Source organism: Paenibacillus sp. GYB003 (genome assembly GCF_036577625.1).
Taxonomy (GTDB): Bacteria; Bacillota; Bacilli; order Paenibacillales; family NBRC-103111; genus Paenibacillus_AB.
Map to the genome: position 1 here is coordinate 144,668 of NZ_JARBDC010000003.1, position 19,741 is coordinate 164,408.

General features: G+C 52.8%; 16 protein-coding genes and 3 pseudogenes. 16 read left to right on the top strand and 3 right to left on the bottom strand.

The window, feature by feature from the left end; all coding sequences use genetic code 11:
* The first annotated feature begins 22 nt into the window (after window positions 1-22).
* Window positions 23-202, top strand: a complete 180-nt coding sequence (locus tag PV407_RS03185) for a hypothetical protein (protein WP_332088419.1) — start codon at window positions 23-25, stop codon at window positions 200-202.
* 216 nt (window positions 203-418) lie between these two features.
* The gene (locus PV407_RS03190) at window positions 419-865 is read left to right on the top strand and encodes a MarR family winged helix-turn-helix transcriptional regulator (protein ID WP_332088420.1); all 447 of its coding nucleotides are present in this window, start codon (window positions 419-421) and stop codon (window positions 863-865) included.
* Window positions 866-990: 125 nt separating this feature from the next.
* Here the strand turns inward: PV407_RS03190 and PV407_RS03195 are convergent, their stop codons facing one another.
* Window positions 991-1,887, bottom strand: coding sequence for a LysR family transcriptional regulator (locus PV407_RS03195; RefSeq protein ID WP_332088421.1), 897 nt, complete (start codon window positions 1,885-1,887; stop codon window positions 991-993).
* A 195-nt stretch (window positions 1,888-2,082) separates the two neighbouring features.
* Window positions 2,083-2,238, bottom strand: coding sequence for a hypothetical protein (locus PV407_RS03200; protein ID WP_332088422.1), 156 nt, complete (start codon window positions 2,236-2,238; stop codon window positions 2,083-2,085).
* Window positions 2,239-2,716: 478 nt separating this feature from the next.
* Here PV407_RS03200 and PV407_RS03205 point away from each other — a divergent pair, with 478 nt between their 5' ends.
* The 5 genes and pseudogenes from PV407_RS03205 to PV407_RS03220 all read left to right on the top strand — a co-directional run.
* Window positions 2,717-3,046, top strand: a complete 330-nt coding sequence (locus PV407_RS03205) for an ArsR/SmtB family transcription factor (RefSeq protein ID WP_332088423.1) — start codon at window positions 2,717-2,719, stop codon at window positions 3,044-3,046.
* Window positions 3,043-3,125, top strand: a pseudogene (locus PV407_RS29495) (SRPBCC family protein); the annotation flags it as partial. The gene PV407_RS03205 and the pseudogene PV407_RS29495, both read left to right, overlap by 4 nt.
* Window positions 3,116-3,271, top strand: a pseudogene (locus PV407_RS03210) (phage tail protein); the annotation flags it as partial. The pseudogenes PV407_RS29495 and PV407_RS03210, both read left to right, overlap by 10 nt.
* A gap of 218 nt (window positions 3,272-3,489) precedes the next feature.
* Window positions 3,490-6,105 (top strand): phosphoenolpyruvate synthase, encoded by a 2,616-nt coding sequence (gene ppsA / locus PV407_RS03215; RefSeq protein WP_332088424.1) that lies wholly within the window; start codon window positions 3,490-3,492, stop codon window positions 6,103-6,105.
* A 296-nt stretch (window positions 6,106-6,401) separates the two neighbouring features.
* Window positions 6,402-6,643: pseudogene (locus tag PV407_RS03220) on the top strand (chromosome condensation regulator); the annotation flags it as partial.
* Between the two features lie 559 nt (window positions 6,644-7,202).
* On the opposite strand, the gene PV407_RS03225 reads toward PV407_RS03220, so the two are convergent.
* Window positions 7,203-7,955 carry a helix-turn-helix transcriptional regulator gene (locus PV407_RS03225; RefSeq protein ID WP_442951618.1) on the bottom strand — a complete coding sequence of 251 codons (753 nt, stop codon included), beginning with the start codon at window positions 7,953-7,955 and terminating at the stop codon, window positions 7,203-7,205.
* Here PV407_RS03225 and PV407_RS03230 point away from each other — a divergent pair.
* From PV407_RS03230 to PV407_RS03270, 9 genes are all read left to right on the top strand, one after another.
* Window positions 7,896-9,821 (top strand): hypothetical protein, encoded by a 1,926-nt coding sequence (locus tag PV407_RS03230; protein ID WP_332088426.1) that lies wholly within the window; start codon window positions 7,896-7,898, stop codon window positions 9,819-9,821. The genes PV407_RS03225 and PV407_RS03230 overlap by 60 nt on opposite strands.
* A gap of 114 nt (window positions 9,822-9,935) precedes the next feature.
* A complete protein-coding gene (locus tag PV407_RS03235) occupies window positions 9,936-10,739 on the top strand; it encodes an alpha/beta hydrolase family protein (RefSeq protein WP_332088427.1) in 804 nt (267 codons plus the stop codon).
* The gene (locus PV407_RS03240; protein WP_332088428.1) at window positions 10,732-11,742 is read left to right on the top strand and encodes a D-2-hydroxyacid dehydrogenase; all 1,011 of its coding nucleotides are present in this window, start codon (window positions 10,732-10,734) and stop codon (window positions 11,740-11,742) included. Before PV407_RS03235 ends, PV407_RS03240 begins: the two co-directional genes overlap by 8 nt.
* Window positions 11,743-11,764: 22 nt before the next feature.
* Entirely contained in the window at window positions 11,765-12,982 is a 1,218-nt protein-coding gene (locus PV407_RS03245; protein WP_332088429.1) for a mandelate racemase/muconate lactonizing enzyme family protein, read from the top strand.
* Window positions 12,983-13,018: 36 nt separating this feature from the next.
* Window positions 13,019-13,474: a YhcH/YjgK/YiaL family protein gene (locus PV407_RS03250; protein ID WP_332088430.1), complete on the top strand. Its 456-nt coding sequence runs from the start codon at window positions 13,019-13,021 to the stop codon at window positions 13,472-13,474.
* The gene (locus PV407_RS03255; RefSeq protein ID WP_332088477.1) at window positions 13,474-14,169 is read left to right on the top strand and encodes an SGNH/GDSL hydrolase family protein; all 696 of its coding nucleotides are present in this window, start codon (window positions 13,474-13,476) and stop codon (window positions 14,167-14,169) included. The genes PV407_RS03250 and PV407_RS03255 overlap by 1 nt, the downstream gene beginning before the upstream one ends.
* A gap of 235 nt (window positions 14,170-14,404) precedes the next feature.
* Window positions 14,405-16,348 carry a hypothetical protein gene (locus tag PV407_RS03260; protein ID WP_332088431.1) on the top strand — a complete coding sequence of 648 codons (1,944 nt, stop codon included), beginning with the start codon at window positions 14,405-14,407 and terminating at the stop codon, window positions 16,346-16,348.
* A gap of 531 nt (window positions 16,349-16,879) precedes the next feature.
* Window positions 16,880-18,247 (top strand): ABC transporter substrate-binding protein, encoded by a 1,368-nt coding sequence (locus PV407_RS03265; protein ID WP_332088432.1) that lies wholly within the window; start codon window positions 16,880-16,882, stop codon window positions 18,245-18,247.
* Window positions 18,248-18,267: 20 nt separating this feature from the next.
* Window positions 18,268-19,641, top strand: coding sequence for a hypothetical protein (locus tag PV407_RS03270; RefSeq protein ID WP_332088433.1), 1,374 nt, complete (start codon window positions 18,268-18,270; stop codon window positions 19,639-19,641).
* Window positions 19,642-19,741: the final 100 nt, after the last annotated feature.

The window sequence follows — 19,741 nt, forward strand, 5'->3', positions numbered from 1 at the left end:
GTATAAAACAAAGGAGACCACAATGGAAAAAAACGAACATCATGCGGTTAACCGATCTGACGTTCAAAATAAAACGAATGATGCCGAAGTGCCGATCGTTTTGGACGGAAAGGCAACGGTAAAGGCTCCAAGCGATCCCAGTCTTACGGAACGCACAAAACAATTTATGGAGGACTTAGGAACCGAGATTAACAGTGTTTGAGGCAATAGGACCGCAAATCGAATCGAACGGATTATCTCGCAAACCCTAGCCCTACAATCGGTGCTGAGGGTTTTTTGTCGTGTGCAAACGTATCGATGAATGGTCCGTAACGTTGGAAAGCAGCGGAGAGTATCGTTACCGATTGATGGCGGGAACCATCGGTTTTTCCAATCGAAATGATAAGAAAGACAAGGATGGATGGAAGGTGCGGCATCTATGCTATTCGACCCCCGGGACCGAAAGGAGAATCGTTCCTCGCGCATCGGCATGGCTTTGTTCCGTTTGTCGCAGGCGGTTAAAAAAGTGACGCAGGCCGACAGCGACGCCGTCGGGTTTTCGCCCGTACAAGTGCAAGCGCTCCTTTTTTGTTTGCATACCCGGGCCGATGCGGCTACCGTAGGCCATTTTGCCGATGTGATCGGAACGACCCATGTGACCGCGGTCAAAACGATCAACGTCTTGGCGGACAAAGGGCTGATCGTCAAAGCGCACAAGCCCGAGGATCGCAGAGTGACGCTGCTTCGGCTAACGCCGAAAGGAGAGGAAGAAGCCGCGAAGCTCGAACGGTGGGCTGCATCCATTTCCGCCCTGATGTCGGCGATGCGGCAACGCCACATTATTGCCGGCTCGTGCAATCTTATATGTCTCACGAATCTTCCTTGAAGCAATGCCCCGACCATACTCCTTCCCACAAGGTCTGAAACGAAACGCAGTCGCGACAGTTATTCCGGCTCCCGCATGGCTATTTCCGCTGCCGGAGTGGCTCGCATAAAGCGGCCGGAGGCGCTTCAGTCGTAATTGTCGCCTTTGACCGTCGCAAGCAGCTGCTCCATAAATACCTGGCTCGCCGCGCACAAATATTTGTTTTTCCGGTATACAAGGCCGATTTGGGTCGTAAGCTCCGGCTTCCGAATCGGTATCGTTCGAACCCGCTCGCTGCCGATATAGTCGAGGTAGCCTTTTGGCAATATCGTAACGCCGGCGCCATGGCCGACCATATGGATGATCGATTCCAAGGTCGTCATCTCGATGACCCGCTGCGGCGCGAAGCCAAGAGCGCGGCATTGCTCGTTGATAAGCTTGCGCAAGAAATAGCTGCCTGGCAGTAGCACGCGGGGAGTTTGTCGCAATATATCCAGCGTGACGAACGGTTCGTTTGCGACGGAATGGTCGCAAGACGCGGCAAGCGCCAAATTTTGCTTGAATAAAGGGATCGCTTCGAGATCGTTGTGCTCCAAAGGCAAAAAGACGATGCCCAAATCGAGCCCGTTTTGCAGCAGTCCTTCGATAATATCTCCGGTTCGCATGCCGAGCACGGACAGCTCGACGTCTGGATAGCTATTGTTGAACCGGATAACGGTGGACGGAAGCAAATAATGGACGACCGTCAGAAGCGCGCCGATCTTTAACGTTCCTCTTTTCAAGCCTTGCAGCTCGCCGATGGCTGCGCGCGCCTGCGGTAGCTCGTGAAACACGTTATAACTGTGATGGAGCAATAATTTACCCGCTTCGGTCAAGACGGTCCGTTTGCCGATGCGATCGAACAAGGGAGTGCCGATTTCGTGCTCGAGCAGACGAATTTGCTGGCTCAACGACGGCTGGGCGATGCCGAGCTTCTCGGCGGCGCGGGTAAAATGAAGCTCCCGGCATACGGCCATAAAATATTCCAATTGCTTTAGTTCCATAGGTCGCCTCCCGGGGAGCGGCATTCGATAGGAAATCGCTATAATTATAATGGAAACGATTAAAAATCTCTAATGGTAGAGGCCTTGGACGCGAGGGGGAACTAAAGAGGACGGCGGCAGAAATGAAAAAAAACGGCATCCGCGTCCGAAGACGTCCGGATACCGTCCCTTTTTGGCGCCAAACGGCGTCACATATTAAACTCCTCCGCACGATCCGGGGAAGCCGTCGTTCTGTTTGTGCTCTTCAAGCCGTTCCCGCATTTTCTCATCTTCGGGCATATCCGCAACTACTTTGGCGGTCAAGCCCGCGTCGGGCGCCTTTCCTTGTTCTTTACGGTCGTCGTGCTTCATCCTGCTCATCCTTTCCTTTTATGATCAATCGCGGTTCGTTCCTAGCTTCCGCTGCCGACGGGATGCCTATTCAGACGATGCTTCGGCTTCCTCGAAATAATACGCGAAAACATGTCCGCGTCGCCAAACGTCTTTCCGGGGTGTCGTTATGAGAATCAAATCGATGCACAAGTATTCGCATCCGTACGATTTTCCGTTTTGGATTCAGCGAAACCTCCACGACGTGCGGGATGTGCCGGCCATCATTATATAAAATATCGTTGACATGACACCAAGCGGCGTCCTATAATCGAACCGACACCAAATAGTGTCCGATTTTCGGTTAGTCATCAGGAACGTTCGGAAACAATGATGAGGAAGAAATTCGTGGGCGCTTCGTCCGAATAGCCGAAACATGCAAGAAGGGGGAGGTAAAACTGGCCCTCCGCACCATCAATAAATTTCCGGTTCGGAACGTTAAAGTTTTGGAGTGGGTGCTATGAGCGAGAACAACCAGCTGCGTGATGTGTTTGACGCGATCGCAGACCCGACCAGGCGTCGATTGATTCACTTATTGGCTGAGGCGGAGGAGCTGCCTCTGCATGAGTTAACGATACATTTTCAAATGGGCCGTACGGCGGTTTCCAAGCATTTGACAATCCTGAAAGAGGCCGGACTGGTCCTTGACCGAAAAGTCGGCAGGGAAACGCGATTCAGACTAAACGCCGCACCGCTCCGTGAAATTCAAGATTGGGTAGCTTTCTACAGCAAGTTCTGGAGTACGAAAATGCTGCGCTTGAACCGACTATTAGAGGAGGAAGAAGAATGAGCTTAACGTTATCTATGGATTTTTATTTAAGACCTCGATCGAGAAGCTTTGGTCCGCCTTAACCGACTCGAACAAGCTGATTATGTGAACCGAATATTGAAAGAAGAACGCGAAATCGCGTTTTCGAGCAAACCTTTGGGGACGTCGCGTTTTCAAGTGGAAAATATCAAATGGACCTTCGTCTTTTATGAGGACGGTCTTGGGATCAAAGCTGGATTAACAATAACGGGAAACTCTTTCTGAAGCAATCAAAAAAAGAACCTGGACAGGTTTTCTGCCGGGTTCTTTTTTATTGCACACAAACAGACATGATGATATAATCAGGTCACGACTGTTTAATGTTACTTGGACACATTTATCTCATCTTACACTTTAAGTGTACCATGCCGGGAAAGCTCTTGTCAAATGTTTTTTATCAACTTATTGGTTAGGGGAGATGTGGAATGAGTTCTTTGGTTCTCGATTTTCAGGAAATGGACAAAGCGCAGCTTTCGCTCGTTGGCGGAAAAGGGTTACATTTAGGGATATTATCAAAAATCGAAGGAATACACGTACCGGAAGGATTTTGTGTTACGACAGCGGGATATCAAAAAGCCATCGAACAAAACGAAACGTATCATGCTTTGTTGGATCGGCTATCCATGCTAAACGTAGAAGATCGGGATCAAATCGGCGAAATCGGCAGGAAGATCCGACAAACCGTTATGGAAGCAAAAATTCCTCCCGATGTCGTTGATGCTGTTGCGCACTATCTCTCCCGGTTTGGCGAGAAGCATGCTTATGCAGTGCGCTCCAGCGCAACGGCTGAAGATTTACCGCATGCCTCTTTTGCCGGTCAACAAGACACCTATTTAAATATAATCGGCAAAGAAGCGATCTTGCGCCATATCAGCAAATGTTGGGCTTCCCTGTTTACGGATCGCGCGGTCGTCTACCGTATGCAAAACGGGGTCGACCACAGTCAAGTTTATATATCCGTTATCGTTCAAAGGATGGTTTTCCCGCAGGCTTCAGGAATAGTATTTACCGCCGATCCGATTACGTCCAACCGAAAGCTGCTAACCATCGATGCCAGTTTCGGACTTGGAGAGGCGCTGGTCTCCGGCTTGGTATCCGCCGATTGTTATCGGGTTCGGGAAGGGGAAATCGTCGATAAGAGGATCGCAACCAAACAATTGGCTATCCATAGCCGAAAAGAAGGCGGAACGGAGACACGGCAGATCGATCCGAATCGGCAAAAGACTCAAACCCTTACCGACCGGCAAATTTTACGGCTGGCACGCATCGGAAGACAGATCGAAGCGTACATGGGCTGCCCACAAGATATCGAATGGTGCTTGGTCGATGATACGTTTTATATAGTCCAGAGTCGGCCAATCACGACTTTATTCCCGATCCCAGAAGCGAACGATCAAGAAAACCGCGTTTACGTATCCGTCGGCCATCAACAAATGATGACCGACCCCATGAAACCGTTGGGATTGTCTTTTTTCCTGTTAACGACTAACGCCCCCATGCGTAAAGCCGGCGGAAGGTTGTTTGTCGATGTTACGCCTATGCTGGCTTCGCCTGTCGGCAGAGAAACCATAATAAATACGCTGGGAAAGTCCGATCCGCTCACAAGAGATGCACTTATGACCATAGTTGAGCGAGGCGATTTTATAAAATCGTCGCCAAGCGATAATAACGAACAAGGTGCCGGTAAACGCAAGGAAGCGATGCCGCCAGCGGGTTCTCAAGCACCGATCGATAACGATCCGACAATCGTTTCCGATCTGATTAAGCGCAGTCAAACATCGATAGAACAGTTAAAACAAAACATCCGGACGAAATCCGGATCGGATTTATTGGATTTTATTTTGGAGGATATCCAGCAATTAAAGAAGATTTTATTTCACCCGCAAAGTTCGGGTGTGATTATGGCCGCTATGAATGCTTCAGCATGGATCAATGAAAAAATGTACATGTGGTTGGGTGAACAAAACGCGGCGGACACGCTTTCTCAATCCGTACCAAACAATATTACTTCGGAAATGGGTCTGGCGCTATTGGATGTCGCAGATGCGATTCGTCCTTATCCGGAAGTCATTGATTATTTGCAGCATGTCAAAGATGAGAACTTTATGGATGAACTGGTCAAGTTTGAGGGCGGACAGGAAGCCCGGGACGCGATCGACGATTATCTCAGCAAATACGGAATGCGATGTACCGGAGAAATCGATATTTCGAGAACTCGCTGGAGCGAAAAACCAACTGTGCTTGTTCCCATGATTCTCAGTAATATCAAAAACTTCGAGCCGAATGCAGGCAATCGGAAATTTGAGCAAGGGCGACGGGAAGCGTTGAAAAAAGAACAAGAGTTATTAGACCGATTGAAGCAATTACCGGATGGCGAACAAAAAGCGAAAGAAACAAAACGAATGATCGACCTAATCCGGAATTTCATCGGTTATCGGGAATATCCCAAATACGGCATGGTTCATCGTTACTTCGTTTATAAGCAGGCTTTGCTGAAGGAAGCCGAACAACTCGTGCAAGCGGGCGTTATTCATGAAAAAGAAGACATATTTTACCTCACGTTCGAAGAACTTCACGAGGTCGTACGCACAAAGAAACTGGATTACCGGATTATCGACAAACGTAAAGACGAGTACAAAGGTTACGAAAAGCTAACCCCGCCGCGTGTCATCACGTCTGATGGCGAAATTATCGCAGGTGCGTACAAACGAGAAAATCTCCCGGCCGATGCTATCGTAGGTCTGCCTGTTTCTGCAGGAGTTATTGAAGGGCGCGCCCGTGTCATCTTGCACATGGAAGAGGCCGATCTAGAGGATGGCGATATATTAGTCACCTCCTTTACCGATCCCAGCTGGACACCCTTGTTCGTTTCCATAAAAGGTCTAGTCACCGAAGTTGGCGGACTGATGACCCACGGAGCGGTTATCGCCCGTGAATATGGCTTGCCGGCAATTGTCGGGGTGGAGAATGCCACCAAACTGATTAAAGACGGGCAACGAATTCGCGTGCACGGAACAGAAGGGTACATCGAACTGTTGTAACGGCTGAATGCGTCAAGCAAGCGTGGCTCCCGATCGACCATCTTCCGCTTCGGAAAGCTTGCGTCGCTTTGGCTTGGGATGAACACTTCCCTCAGAGAAACATTTCCGTGCAAATTCGCAGCAGTATGTTGAAATCCCGTATCCGAATCGCTATGATCCGGGAAAGAGGAGATGCAATGCCCCATGATCGGGACCGCGCAATCGCGGAGACGCAAAGGGACTTGTTTTCGAGGAGGTACACGATGGATTGCATTTCACCGAACAAAGCGGCGTTACAGATGAAACGGCGGCCTAAAGTTACCATTGCGGCGGGTCGTCGTCATACCGTCGATCTGAAGTCGGACGGAACGGTAACGGCTGCGGGTGACAATAAATATGGCCAATGCAATGTAAACGACTGGCGCGATATGGTGGCGGTTGCGGCGGGTTGCGCCATACTATCGGCCTTAAATCGGACGGCACGATGGTTGCCGTGGGTGATAATGAATACGGCCAGTGCGAAGTAAGCGGTTGGCCTGACATCCAACTTCCCGGCTAAAAGCTTGTACAGTAATCGGGCGTTCAAAGCCAAGGAGCCGGCCGGAATGACGGCCGGCTTCGTTCACGATACCGTGTCGTGTCAATCATTCGTTGAAAGACAAAGTATCGGAAAACGGTAGCGGAATCCAATTCCGTTACAAATGCGATTATTCGTCCCGAGGGATCGTTCTGCCCTTAATAGCGGAATTCTACTCCGCCAAAAGGGGCGGTTCCTGCCAATCTCACGGACATAACGGACTTTTATTCCGTAACAGCAATGCCTTCCATACAATCCGAGGCTTCGTTATGATGCGCTTTTAAGGATACACCGCCTTGATCCCTGATCAAGCGCATGTATCCTTTTTTGCGTATACCGAGCAAGCTCGGTCACGGGCAGTTCCTCTATAAAGACAACATCCGGAGAAAGATGTCCGCTCATCTTATTGTTGCCGGTTGCGTTCCACCGCTACACTTGGATTACACGAAACGGCAAAATAAAAGCCACCGCTTCGTGAAACTAACGGTAAGCGTTCGTTTAAAGCCGTCCGGGAGGTGACAAACCGTCGTCCGTTGCCGTATCAATTGCCGATAGAAGCCGTATGCTCGCCTAACTCCATGTAACGGTATTCCGAGGGGGTCATGCCGGTCTTTTGTTGAAACAGGTGGCAAAAGTATTGAGTCGAGGAATAGCCGACTTCGCCGGCGATTCGTTCGATGGAGAGCTTGCTCGTCCGCAGCAAATCTTTGGCGACTTCCACCCGCGTGTGCATGAGCTTGTGCTTGAACGACGTATTGAAATGCTTTTTGAGCAGCCGGTGCGTTTGCTTCGTGCTCAGGTTCAGCGTTTCGGCCAGCATCTCGAGCGTAAGCTCCTTCTGGCAATTGGCAAAAAAAGCGTCGATCAGACGCGACCATTGATCGTACTTGTCCTTGCGCGGCATCGTATACGCAGCAGGCGGTGTCTGATGCTCCGTCTGAATGCCTCTCACGAGCTCGATGATCAGCTGCGCAAACAGGCTTAGCACTTTCGAATAGGAGCCCACGGATTGGTTCTCAATCTCCGTGCGCGCTTCGGCCAGCATGCGGAACATTGCGCGATTGCGGACCGGATCGGTTAGCCGGCAGTACGTGAGCCGGGACAACGCCGCTTTGATCTGATCGGCTTCCTCCTGCGGAAAGCCGGGGTCCGCGGACGGAACGTCCTGAAAGGTGAAACGAAATGTCGAACGTTCTCCGGGTATCGCCGGATCGGGCTCGAACGAGTGGAAAATGTGCTGACCGATCATATGAATGGAACCGGATTCAAGATGCTGTTCGCGGTCTTCCATCACAAGTGTACCGACGCCGGAATCGATGAATTGCAGCTCGATCGCCGCATGATTATGTTTCTTGTTCCGGACAATCTTCATCGGATAAATGTTGCTGTCGAGCAAAATATCGAACAGCAGCGGACCGAGACGTACCTTGATGTTCAGCTGATCCCAGATTACTGGAGCGGGATTGGGCGCAGTCGTCAACATGCTACCTCCTTGTACGTTCGAGTCGAGGTGCGAATTTTCCCCAATTGTATCACGAAAGGAAAGCGTATCGTCAACTGTCTGCGCTATCCCATTAGGATGTATTCAATGCGTAATCGAATCTATGGAGAGGCGGTCTTGCCCGTGTTTCAATTCAAAACGATTGGAGTCGCATCCGAGCGACCGGTCTTGTTCGCAATGGACGATCACTACTTTCCGCTGAAAAACGGCGTTTGCCATTATATGAGCAAGCCCGAAATCATCGAGCGGCCGGTACTGGCCCGTTCGGAGAGGCCCGATGCCCCCGATTCGTTAGCCGCGCACTTTTACGGAACGGTCTTGTACGACGAAGGGAAATACCGGATGTGGTATCTCGGGATGTCGCTCGACATTAATCCCGATATGCCTGCGCAGGAGCTTGAACTGCACCGGAAAAAAACGAACGCATCGCTCGGAGGCATTATGTCGGGGCCGATCTGTTACGCGGAAAGCGATAACGGAATCGACTGGGTAAAGCCGAACTTGGGTCAGCTGCTCTACAAAGGCAATCGAAATAACAACGGAATCGATTTGCCGGAAGCGTTTGTCCATGCTCCGGCGGTCATCAAGGACGAGGACGATCCCGATCCGAATCGGCGATACAAGATGGTTTACACGTACATCTATAACACCGGCACAATCGGACGCTCGCATACGTCACGCACGGCTACGAGCCCGGACGGCATTCATTGGACAGCCGGCAAGATGGGGATGATTGACGAGGCGCTGGAGCATTCGTCTTTTTACAAGGTGAACGGACTCTATGTCATTAACGGTCAGGCGTTAAGCGGCGAACGAAGAAGCGAGGGCGGCGCTCCGTTAGGGAGACAGGCCACCGCATGGATTTCAACCGATTTCGACAACTGGTTGAAGGAGGGCGTCGATTCTTTCCGGCTTCTCGAAAATCAAGCTCCTTCAGAACGCGGCACACGGAAAAATTATGACCAGGTGCATCTCGGCGTGGCTCCGATCGTATATGACAACGTATCGGTAGGCCTGTACGGATTGTGGCATCACTGCGAGAATCCGTTTGCGGATACGTCTTGCGATTTCGGCATCGTCATCAGCAACGACGGACTGCTGTTCCGGGAGCCCGTAAAAGGACATGTGTACATCAGCTCGCAGGAGAGCTGCGCCACCCCGGTGCCGGGCAAGCAATTGAATACGGTTTTGTGTCAATCCAACGGGATAATCAACGTAGGCGACGAAACGCGGATCTATCATGGCAGATGGCGGAATGCATGGACTCCGGAAGGAGTGACGGACGACTATTCGGGAGAAGTCGGTCTTGCGATACTGCCTCGCGACCGCTATGGCGCGCTCGGCTTAATTCCGAGTCGTAAAGAAGGCTCGATACTATCCTTGCCGATCACGTTTCCCGACGAACACTTCTCGCTCATGATCAATGCCGACGGGGCCAAAGGAATTCGTGTAGAATTTACCGACGAACATTTCCGTACGATTCCCGAGTTTTCGGGAGAGAACGGCGGTATCGTATCCAAAGACGGCTTGGATCAAATCGTCGAATGGCCGACGAATCAACTGCGCATGCTGGCAGGGAAGACGGTCCGGATGCGCCTGAAGCTGGAAAAACAAGACCAGGTCGAGCCAAGAGTGTTCGCCGTGTATTTGGTGAAGTAAAGCAGCGCGACCGCAAACGAGAGGCTCCGAAAGCCGCCGGTACATCCGCTGCGATCCTTATCGCCGCAGCGGCTCACGGAGCCCGCATAAACAGGAACGTTTGGAGCGAAACCGATGAATGAGGCGAACAAAGAACTTGTAAGCGAGCACGATGTGCAACGCGGCGGCGAAAGCTTGACATATGTGCTGCGGCGTCCGGAGCATCCGTGCAGCCTTGAGGAGCGACTGCTTCTGATTACGGTCGGAGCGGACTGGAAGACGCATTTATTGACGGAGCCTTATCGGACAACCGCCGACGGCTTTCTCGCAAACGGCCACTATGCTTTAAGCTTCGATATCCCTTGCCACGGGGAACGGACCGGGCCGCACGGCGAGGGCATCAACGGATTCCGCAACGCCTGGCTGGACGGGGACGATCCGTTCGAACGATTCGTCCGCGACGCCGCCGCGGTCATCGACGACTGCATTCGTCTGGGCTTCGCGCAGCCCGGCAAAATTGCGGTATGCGGCGCATCGCGGGGGGCGTACATGGCGCTGCGTTTGCTTGCGGCCGACCCCAGGGTCGTACGGGCGGCGGGTTTCGCGCCGGTAACGGACTGGCGGATTTTAAGCGAATTCGCCCCGATTCGGGAGGCGGCGGGGTTGGAAGCGCTCATGCTTCATCGCTATGCCGATCGGCTGGCCGGCAAGCCTCTGTTTCTGGCGATCGGCAATCGCGATGAGAGGGTCGGCACGCTTAGCTGCTGCAAGCTGTATACGAAGCTGGCCGATACGAACAGGAAGCTCGGCTACCCCGAATCGCTGGTCGAGTTTTATTGCACGGACGATCCGGGGCACACGATGGGCAGCCGTTGGTATAACAAAGGCACGGCGTTTTTGTTGAATATGGAAGGAACGGGGGGAGGTCGTCATGCTTAACATCTTGATCGATATGCCGGTGGACGACGAGCATTTGCAGAAGCTTCGCGGCATGACCGGCGTCAGCGTGAGAACGATCGAACCGCGCGAGCGGCCGGAGCCGCTGCCGAGCGAGCTGGCGAACGGGACGAACGTGCTGTTCTGCACGTTTCCGCCAACGAACATCGACGACTGCGCCGCGCTTCGGTTCGTCCAGATCAGCTCCGTGGGCTACAACCAGCTCGTAGGGATCGGTTTGCCGGAACGGGGCGTACGGGCTTGCAACGCCCGGGGCGTGTTCGACGTTCCGATCGCGGAGTGGAATATGGCGATGCTGTTTCAACTGGCGCGCGACATGCGAGGAATGTTTCGCAATCAGGAACTGAAAATATGGGACCGGTCGGCCCGTTTTCAGACGGAGATTCGCGGCTTGAAAGTCGGCCTATGGGGCTACGGCGGGATCGGAAGGGAGACGGCGCGGCTGGCGAAGGCGATGGGCATGGACGTTCGGGTGCTCGTGCGGGATCGTATCAAGGAACGCATTCATACGTACTGCGTTCCTGGCACGGGAGATCCGCCGGGAGTGCTCCCGGACCGGGTATTCGTTCGCGGCCAAGAGGCGGAGTTTCTGCGCGATCTGGATGCACTGATCGTCGCGGTCCCGCTCACGAAGGCGACGGAAGGAATGATCGGGGAGAACGAGCTGCGGACGCTGCCGCCCCATGCTTTCGTCCTTAATCCGTCGCGCGGGCCGATTATTCGCGAAGAGGCGCTGCTGCGGGCGCTGCGCGAGCAATGGATCGCCGGTGCGGCGCTGGATACGCATTACCACTACCCGATGCCGCCGGAGCATCCGCTCTGGACGTTTCCCAACGTCATTATGACGCCGCATATATCCGGTTCGTCGCAAAGCACGCATTTCAAACGCCGCATCTGGTCGATATTTGCGGAGAACGTTCGCCGCCATTTGAGCGGGGAGCCGTTATGGAACGAATTGACGCCCAGCCAGCTGATTGGGCAGTAGCCGCATGGAGGATGCCGGGCTTATGAAAATTACCGATGTTCGCACGGTGCTGCTGACGGGTCCCTGCACGAACGATCCGTTCCTGAGCGAGTCGCGCAAGCTGCGCAGCGCCGCCTTTATTGAGATTATGACCGATACGGAGCTTATCGGCATCGGCGAGACGTACGTCGGCTATTTTTTTCCGGAAAGCGTACCGACGATCGTCGACTTCTTCAAACCGATCCTGCTCGGACAAACGGTGGACCATATTGCCGAGCTGTGGCAGCGCATGTACCATAGCGGCAACTTCTGGTGCAGAGTCGGCATGGGCCTTGCCGCATTGAACGGGATCGAGGCTGCGCTATGGGATTTGAAGGGTAAAATGTACGGCCTGCCGGTGTTCGAATTGCTCGGCGGCAGGAAGCACAACCGGCTGCCCTGCTATGCGACAGGAGGTCCGAGCAATTATCCGAAGGAGAAGCTGGCGGCGAAGCTCGATCATTATTTGTCGCTGGGCTTCGACGGAGTGAAGCTTGGCGCGGGCTGTCTCGATCCGGGCCGCGGCGGCTGGCATATGCCGCGCTCGAAAACGGAAATCGCCGAATTCGAGGCGGATAAGATGGAGTTTGTCCGAAGGCACGTCGGAAGCGGCGTTCGGCTCATGCTCGACGGACATATGGGCAACAGCCCGACCGAGACGTGGGATCTGGAAACGGCCGCACTCGTGCTGCAGGCGCTCGAGCCTTACGACCTGTTGTTTTTCGAGGAGCCGCTGCATTATACGAACGCTGCAGGCTATGCCGAGCTGCGCAAAAAAACGACGATTCCGATCGCCGGCGGCGAATGCTTGACCGGAAGCTGCGAATGGAGCCTGTTCAACGACCTCGACTGCTTCGAAATCGGGCAGCCGGATGCGGCTTTTACCGGCGGACTCGGCGAATTTATGAAAGTGGCGGCGATGCTGGAAGCGAAAGGGCGCAAAATCGCGACCCATGCTTGGGGGGCGGGCGGCTGCCTGATGCAAAACATTCATTGCGGCTTCGCCAGCGGCAATACGCTTATATTGGAAATCCCGCCCGATTTCGCCGGACTTCACAGCGACATCGTCCGCGATTCGTTTCGAATGGAAGGCGGTCACATATGGCCGCCGGAGCGGCCCGGGCTGGGCATTGTCCTAACCGACGAGATCAAAAACAAATATCCGTTCGTTCCGGGCAGCGGCGAGTTTAATTCGGTTCCCGGCAAAGTACTCACGACGTAGAGAACGTTAATCTCAGACGACAGGGAGAGTGAACGCATGATTACGGATACGCTCGCAAATATCGGACAATATGCAAGCGTCAGCCCGCGATTAAAGCTGGCGGCGCAATTTCTTGAAACCCGCAATTGCCGGGCGCTTGAGCCGGGCAAATACGAAATAGACGGCGAGCGTGTATACGCGCTCGTTCAGCATTACGATACGAAGCCGCAGGAGAAAGGGCTCTGGGAGGCGCATCGGCAATACTTGGACGTGCAGTATATGGCGGAAGGCAGCGAGAGGCTCGGTTACGTCCCGATCGGGCAGACGGAAGTGACTCATCCGTACGACGAAACCGGGGATTACGCGCTGTTCGCGGCGTCGGGCGATTTTTTCACGCTCCGGGAAGGGCACTTTGCATTGTTTGCTCCGCATGACGTGCATATGCCCGGCATTCGGCTGGAGACCGCCCGAGCCGTAAAAAAAATCGTGATCAAGGTGCTGATCGAACCGTGATGGCGAAGGCGGCGAAGCCGAAGCGAAAGGCGTTTACCGTCGTCGCCTATGGCGACAGCTGGACTTACGGAAGCGTCGCGAACGGTTGGCAGGAGGCGAAAGAAGCCGGGTACGACTGGGAGCTCATTTACGGCTCCTGGTTTTCTCAACTAAGACGATGGCTTGCGCAGACGTGCCCGGAGACGGTCGTATACAATCAAGGGATGCCCGGCTGGAAAAGCTATCAAGGGCGCGATCATTTCGATCGGAGGGTCGCAGCGCTCGAACCGGATTTGCTCATCCTCAATTTCGGCATTAACGACTGGACGAACAAAATACCGCTACCCGTCTACAGATCGGCTATGGAACAGATGATGCTGGAGGCGAAACGGATCGGATGCGAATGTATCGTATGGACGAGCGGCCCGGTCGCGGCGGCAAGCGGCGAAAGCTACGGATACGAGAAACCGCTGCAAGACGGCGGGTTTCCCCACCGCTTCGACGAATACAACGATACGCTGCGAAGTTTGGCTGCCGAGCAACGCTTCATCCTTGCGGATGCGGAACGCGCAATTCGGAGCTTGCGGGAACATGGAACGGATCTCGCCGGTTGGTTTTATGACGCGATCCACTTTACGCAGCAAGGGCATGATGCGATTTTTCACTGTTTGCGGGACGTCTTTTTGTTGGATGGACGGGTAAACGTACAGGGCTGACGGGAAGCGGCAAAACGTGCAAACCGTCGCGAGGCGAGCATCGAGGCAATGCGGAAAACGGCTCCGTTTTTATCCATTGGGGTTATGGAATTGCACGGGCGACCTTTTCGACGGTTTGCATTTTCGTAATGGTCTTGAGAATCCGTCTAGGCTTTGTCGTCCGGCTGTCCGTCGGTGTACGATCGCGTGATCGTTCTATTTTCAATTCCCACTAAAACAATAGGGAGAGTGTGGTATGAAAAATCGAATTCATTCCGAGGAAAACGTGTACATGGATCAACGGGAGGAGTTGGACCGTTCGGAACAAGAGCCGGCCGGGCCGAAGTCGATCAGCCGCCGCAAGCTGCTTGCCTCGATGGGCATGGCCGGTGTGGCGATGGCCGTGACGGGCTCGCTGGGGGCGGCGAGCGAACGGAACCTGCCCGGAACGGCTGTCGGCAGTGTTCCGCCATTTTTAGAGGGATTGAATGAAACCGTTATCAAAAAAGTCGATTCTATTTCTGCATTAATTCAGCAAACCGGCATGTTCGATGGTCAACTATTTGAAGTTATTTCGTATTATGCCGATCAAAAAATGGGCGGCGATTTATTCATGTGGTCCGCAACGACAGACAAGTCATTGCATGACGGCGGCTGTATAATCGACCCCAATATTCCTTTTCCCGACATCACTGTATTTCACACTTACTACACGGCGAAACATACGGGCGGCGGCGTATTTGTTCGCTTGAACAATCAGAGCTATATCGACGCTGAAAACTACGGTGCCATTCCTCTGCCATCGATGGTTTGGAACTGTGCAGCCATTCAACAAGCGCTATACAAAGCAGCGACATTTACAACGCCCAAACAGGTGCATGTAGGCGTTGGCGTCTATCTGACTACAAATCCGATCATTCTTTCAACTTACCCTGCGTACGGCAATACCATTCGTGTACCTCCGTTAATTGGCGCCGGACGCTTTAACACGGAATTATGGAAAACGGCAAACAGCACGATTCCCAGCGGGATTTATCGCGCCGGCGATCAAATCGACGCTGTAATCTTTGCATCCGGACGTTTAGACAACGCCTCCGAAAACTTGATGGGCGAGGTCGTAAAAGGCTTTCAACTCATGCGCATTGGTGCGGCAAAATGGCAGGGGTACGGATATTTCAGTTATAAGTCGATATACGGCGAGCGTACGGATTTGAACTGCATTCAATGCAATATCGGGTACTGGCAGGATGATTGCTGGATGAGTCAAGTCAATAACATTAAGGCTACCAACTCGATTACAACCGCAATTGCCATTCGTGGCGGCACGTCTGTTACGGGCCGGAATCTATACGCGGACACTTGTCAAGGCGTTGGCTTTGATTTAACGAACTTAACGTACAGCGACCTCGGTATTCACGCCGATCTTTGCGGCGGCGGCAGCGCAAACGGTACTTATGCAATCAAATGTGATCGCACAATTGGCACAAAATTGTTGGCGTCTACGGAATTTCACAAGGGGACAGAGTTTTACTTTAAATCGTGCGAGGGCTTAATCATCACCGGCCGCAGCTACGGAACGGCGGCTATAGCAACCGGCGTTGTTCCTAAAATCGAAGCTTCCGCATCATCCGTATTATTTGAGGGGTACAGTTGGAGAAATTCACTTAATCAGCTATCGCAGGCAGAAGCCGACAAATACAAGCTTTTAACAAAAGATGCGGTTGGCACGAATATTGCCTTCAGAGCTTGCATGATGTCCCCTTCATTCAAAGATTTCCCCGTCTATGTGGCCGATTTTAGATTTATGGGCGATTTGCAATATAGCACCTATTCGGAAATCAATCGGGTCATTTCGTCTCACGTCAAATTGCAGCACGGTTCGTTCAAAAAGCTGGCGTATGTCGGCGATACGGCGCGGCTTAAGATTGTTTCCGCCATATGCACGGATGCGGCTCATGACCGAATTTATACGTTCCCCGATATAGGGATAGCAAAAGCGTCAATATCTACGAACAGCGCGAGCCCGACGAAGTTGAGCACAAGTCTGTACATCTCCGGAGTCGTTGACAGCGCGGATGGCGGCGTTACCGAATCACAACGCTATGCGCTTTACGGCTACGTTGACGCAAACGGCTGGTTGCTTGTAACGGTGCAAACGGCCGGCAATAACCTTGAGTTTTGTTTTGTGGTTACTAAATAGAGGGAACGTGCGAAACCCCATATTCGCAGCGGTTTTCTTGCGACGGCAAAAGGAGTTGAGGAACACGGATGGAACAGTCGGCCGCATCGTCGCCGGGGAATTGGAATCGCCTCGGCCGGCGTCTGCTTACAACCGGCGCCGGGAGTCCAATCAAGCCGCCGCTGGATCCGGCAGTTCATCCGGGAGAGCGAGGAACCGGGGCCTTTGCTTTTTTTTAGGTTTCATTTTAGAGAATATTTATCATTTTGCATTTTTTTTCTTTTTCTTTTTTTTCATTTTCTTTTTTTTGCTCTTTACAACATAAAATCAGTGAGTCTATAATATAAAAAGGACACAGCGTATCTCTATGTGATACATAAGTGTACGCATGGAAAGTTGTGGATGATTTACACAAGGGGTGATACCTGACATATGCCAAACGAGTGGTAGGAAATCAAACTGCAGCGGGTGTTGAAAGCGTATCCAAGAGAAGCTTTATCGTTGATTTTCGTTTTGCATATTGAATTGATCAAACGTAAAGGGATGGTCGAAATGAGTAAACGGAACAAACCTTTGATGCATGGGGCGGCTATGCTTGCATTGATCACTCTCGTGGCCGGCTGCAGCGGCAAAGGACCGGCAACGGATACGGGGGATGGCAAAGGCGAAGCTGAAAAAGCCCCTGCCGTGGAGCAAAAGCCGGAGCCGGCGGAGCTCGTGTTTTATTCCCAGAACGGGCAGTCGGAAGCCTTTTTCAACGAAGTTTACGGGGACAAAATCAGAAAAAAATTTCCGCATTACACGATCAAGTACATTCAGCGTACGGGTCCGGGAACGTTGCTCGCCGACATGGTCTCCAGCAAAACCCATTTCGATTTCTACTTCAACACCGTCTACGGATTTTTGAACGAAGTGCTGCCCGTTGAAATTCAGTACGATATGACCGATTTGGCCAAAAAGCACGGTGTCGATTTGAGCAAAATCGAGCCGGCGGCGATTGAAGGGTTCAGAAACGATGTAGGCGGCAAGCTGTTTGCGCTGCCCACTCATCAGGACGTAATGGTCACGCTGTACCACAAAGATTTGTTCGATAAATTCGGCATTCCTCACTTGAAAGACGGGATGACGTGGGACGATTTGTATGCCGTATCGAAACGGATTACGAGAAACGAAGGCGGCGTGAACTATATCGGGTACGCCCCGATGGTCGATTATTTGGTGCGGTTGAACCCCTATTCGATTCCGAACCTCGACAAAAACACGTTGAAGCCGACGATCAATACGGATGAAAGATGGAAATCTTTTTTCGAAAAGCTTATCGTAGCGCCTGGCGAGGCGGCCGGAGCGGCCCGCGGGGAACTGCCGAAGGATGCCGTCCAAGTTCTCGAGAAGTTTATTGCCGGGCAACAAGCGATGGTCGTCTATATTCCGCAGGTCGTCAAAAGCTGGGCGGACCGGTTTAAAAATGTAAACTTCGATTTTGTCTCCGCCCCGACGCTGCCGGAACGGAAAGGTGTAGGGTCGATGCCGTATCCGGTCTATCTCGGAATTACGCAGATGGCCAAAAATAAAGATGCGGCGATGGAAGTTTTGAAATTTTTAATATCCGACGAAGCGCAGACCGATTTGGCGAAAAAAGGGTTAATGCCGGTCGTGAAGAGCGAGGCTGTCAAAAAAGCGTACGGTACGGACACCGGGTTTAACAATCTCAACTGGGGCGCGGCCTTTTATAACCAAGCGGCGCCGGTTCCGTATAAAGGCCCGATGGACGGAATGGTAGGGGACATCTACCGAAAGTACGCCTACGAGGTCATGTTCGGCACAACGGATATGAACACGGCGCTTCGCAAGGCGGAAGAAGAAACGATCAAGCAAGTGGAAGATTTCCGCGCCAAAGTCAATCCGAACGTATTCAAATAGCAGGAAAGCGGTGAACTTGGATGAGAAGCCATAAAGCTGTCGCACAGATCGGTTCCAGAGTCGAGATGTTTGTCGACCACTGGTTGATCGATGAGAAGCAAGGAATCGAACTGCGGGCGACGCCGCCCGAGAGACGCGAAGTCGTGCTGAAGCTCGACAAGCCTTGGGAAGGAAAAGCCGCTTGTTACTTCACCGTCATCCAGGATGAGGGGAAAATCCGGCTTTACTATCGGGGAAACGCGCCTGCGGACGATCACGATGACCAGCAGGTGACGTGCTACGCGGAAAGCGGGGACGGCATCCATTTCGAGAGGCCGGCTCTCGGACTCTATGAGCATGACGGCACGAGCGAAACCAACATTGTATGGCGCGGTCTCGAATCGCATAACTTTGCTCCGATGAAAGACGTTTCGCCATCGGCAGCCAAGGAATCCTTGTTCAAGGCTGTGGGCGGCGTCGCCCCAAGAGGAACGCCATGGGAGAAAGGAATGCTGAATGCCCTGCAGTCGCCGGACGGCATCCACTGGTCGAAAATGGATGCCAATCCGGTCATCACCGACCAGCCGTTCGATTCGCACAATATCGTCTTATGGGACCCGAACATTGGCGCTTACCGCTGTTACGCGCGGTATTGGAAGGATCGCAAAGTAAGAGCCGTTCATAGCTCGATCTCCCCGGATTTTCGGGAGTGGCAGCCTTTTGCGCCCAATACGTACGACGCGGACGTTCCGATCGAACAGTTTTATACGAATTCAACCGTCGTTTGTCCGGGAGCCGAGCATATGTACGTATCGTTTCCGAAACGATTCGTCGAGTCGCGGAAAAAAGTTCCCGAGCATCCGGTTACAGGGCTCTCGGATACGGTATTCATGTCAAGCAGGGACGGGATAAAGTGGGACCGGACGTTTCTCGAGGCTTGGCTGCGCCCGGGCCAAGACCGGAAAAACTGGACGGAACGCAGCAACATGGTGGCGCACGGCATCGTGCAGCTCGAACCGGAACTATTTTCGCTGTACGTCACGGAGCATTACCGCTGGGACGACATTCATCTGCGGCGGGTGACGGTAAGGAAGCACGGCTTCGCTTCCGTCCATGGCGGATACCGGGGAGGGGAGATAACGACGCGTCCGCTCATCTTCTCGGGAAATCGGCTGCTGTTAAACTATGCGACGTCGGCTGCCGGCTCGATACAAGCGGAACTGCTGGATGAATCGGGGCAGCCGCTGGATGGCTACAGGGCATCGGATATGGAGCCGCTGTACGGTGACGAGCTGGAGGGCGCCGTGCGCTGGCGAAACGGCGAAGACGTATCGGCATTAGCCGGAAAGCCGGTCAGGATCCGTTTTCTATTGCAAGACGCCGACATTTATTCCTTGCAATTTCAAACATCGTGAATGGGGTTCATTTAAAAGGAGTATTTGTCATCAGTCGAGCAACCTGAAATTAGCGTGTACTGTTAATCGGACAGCCGGCCGGCCGGCTGTCCTCCCGCAT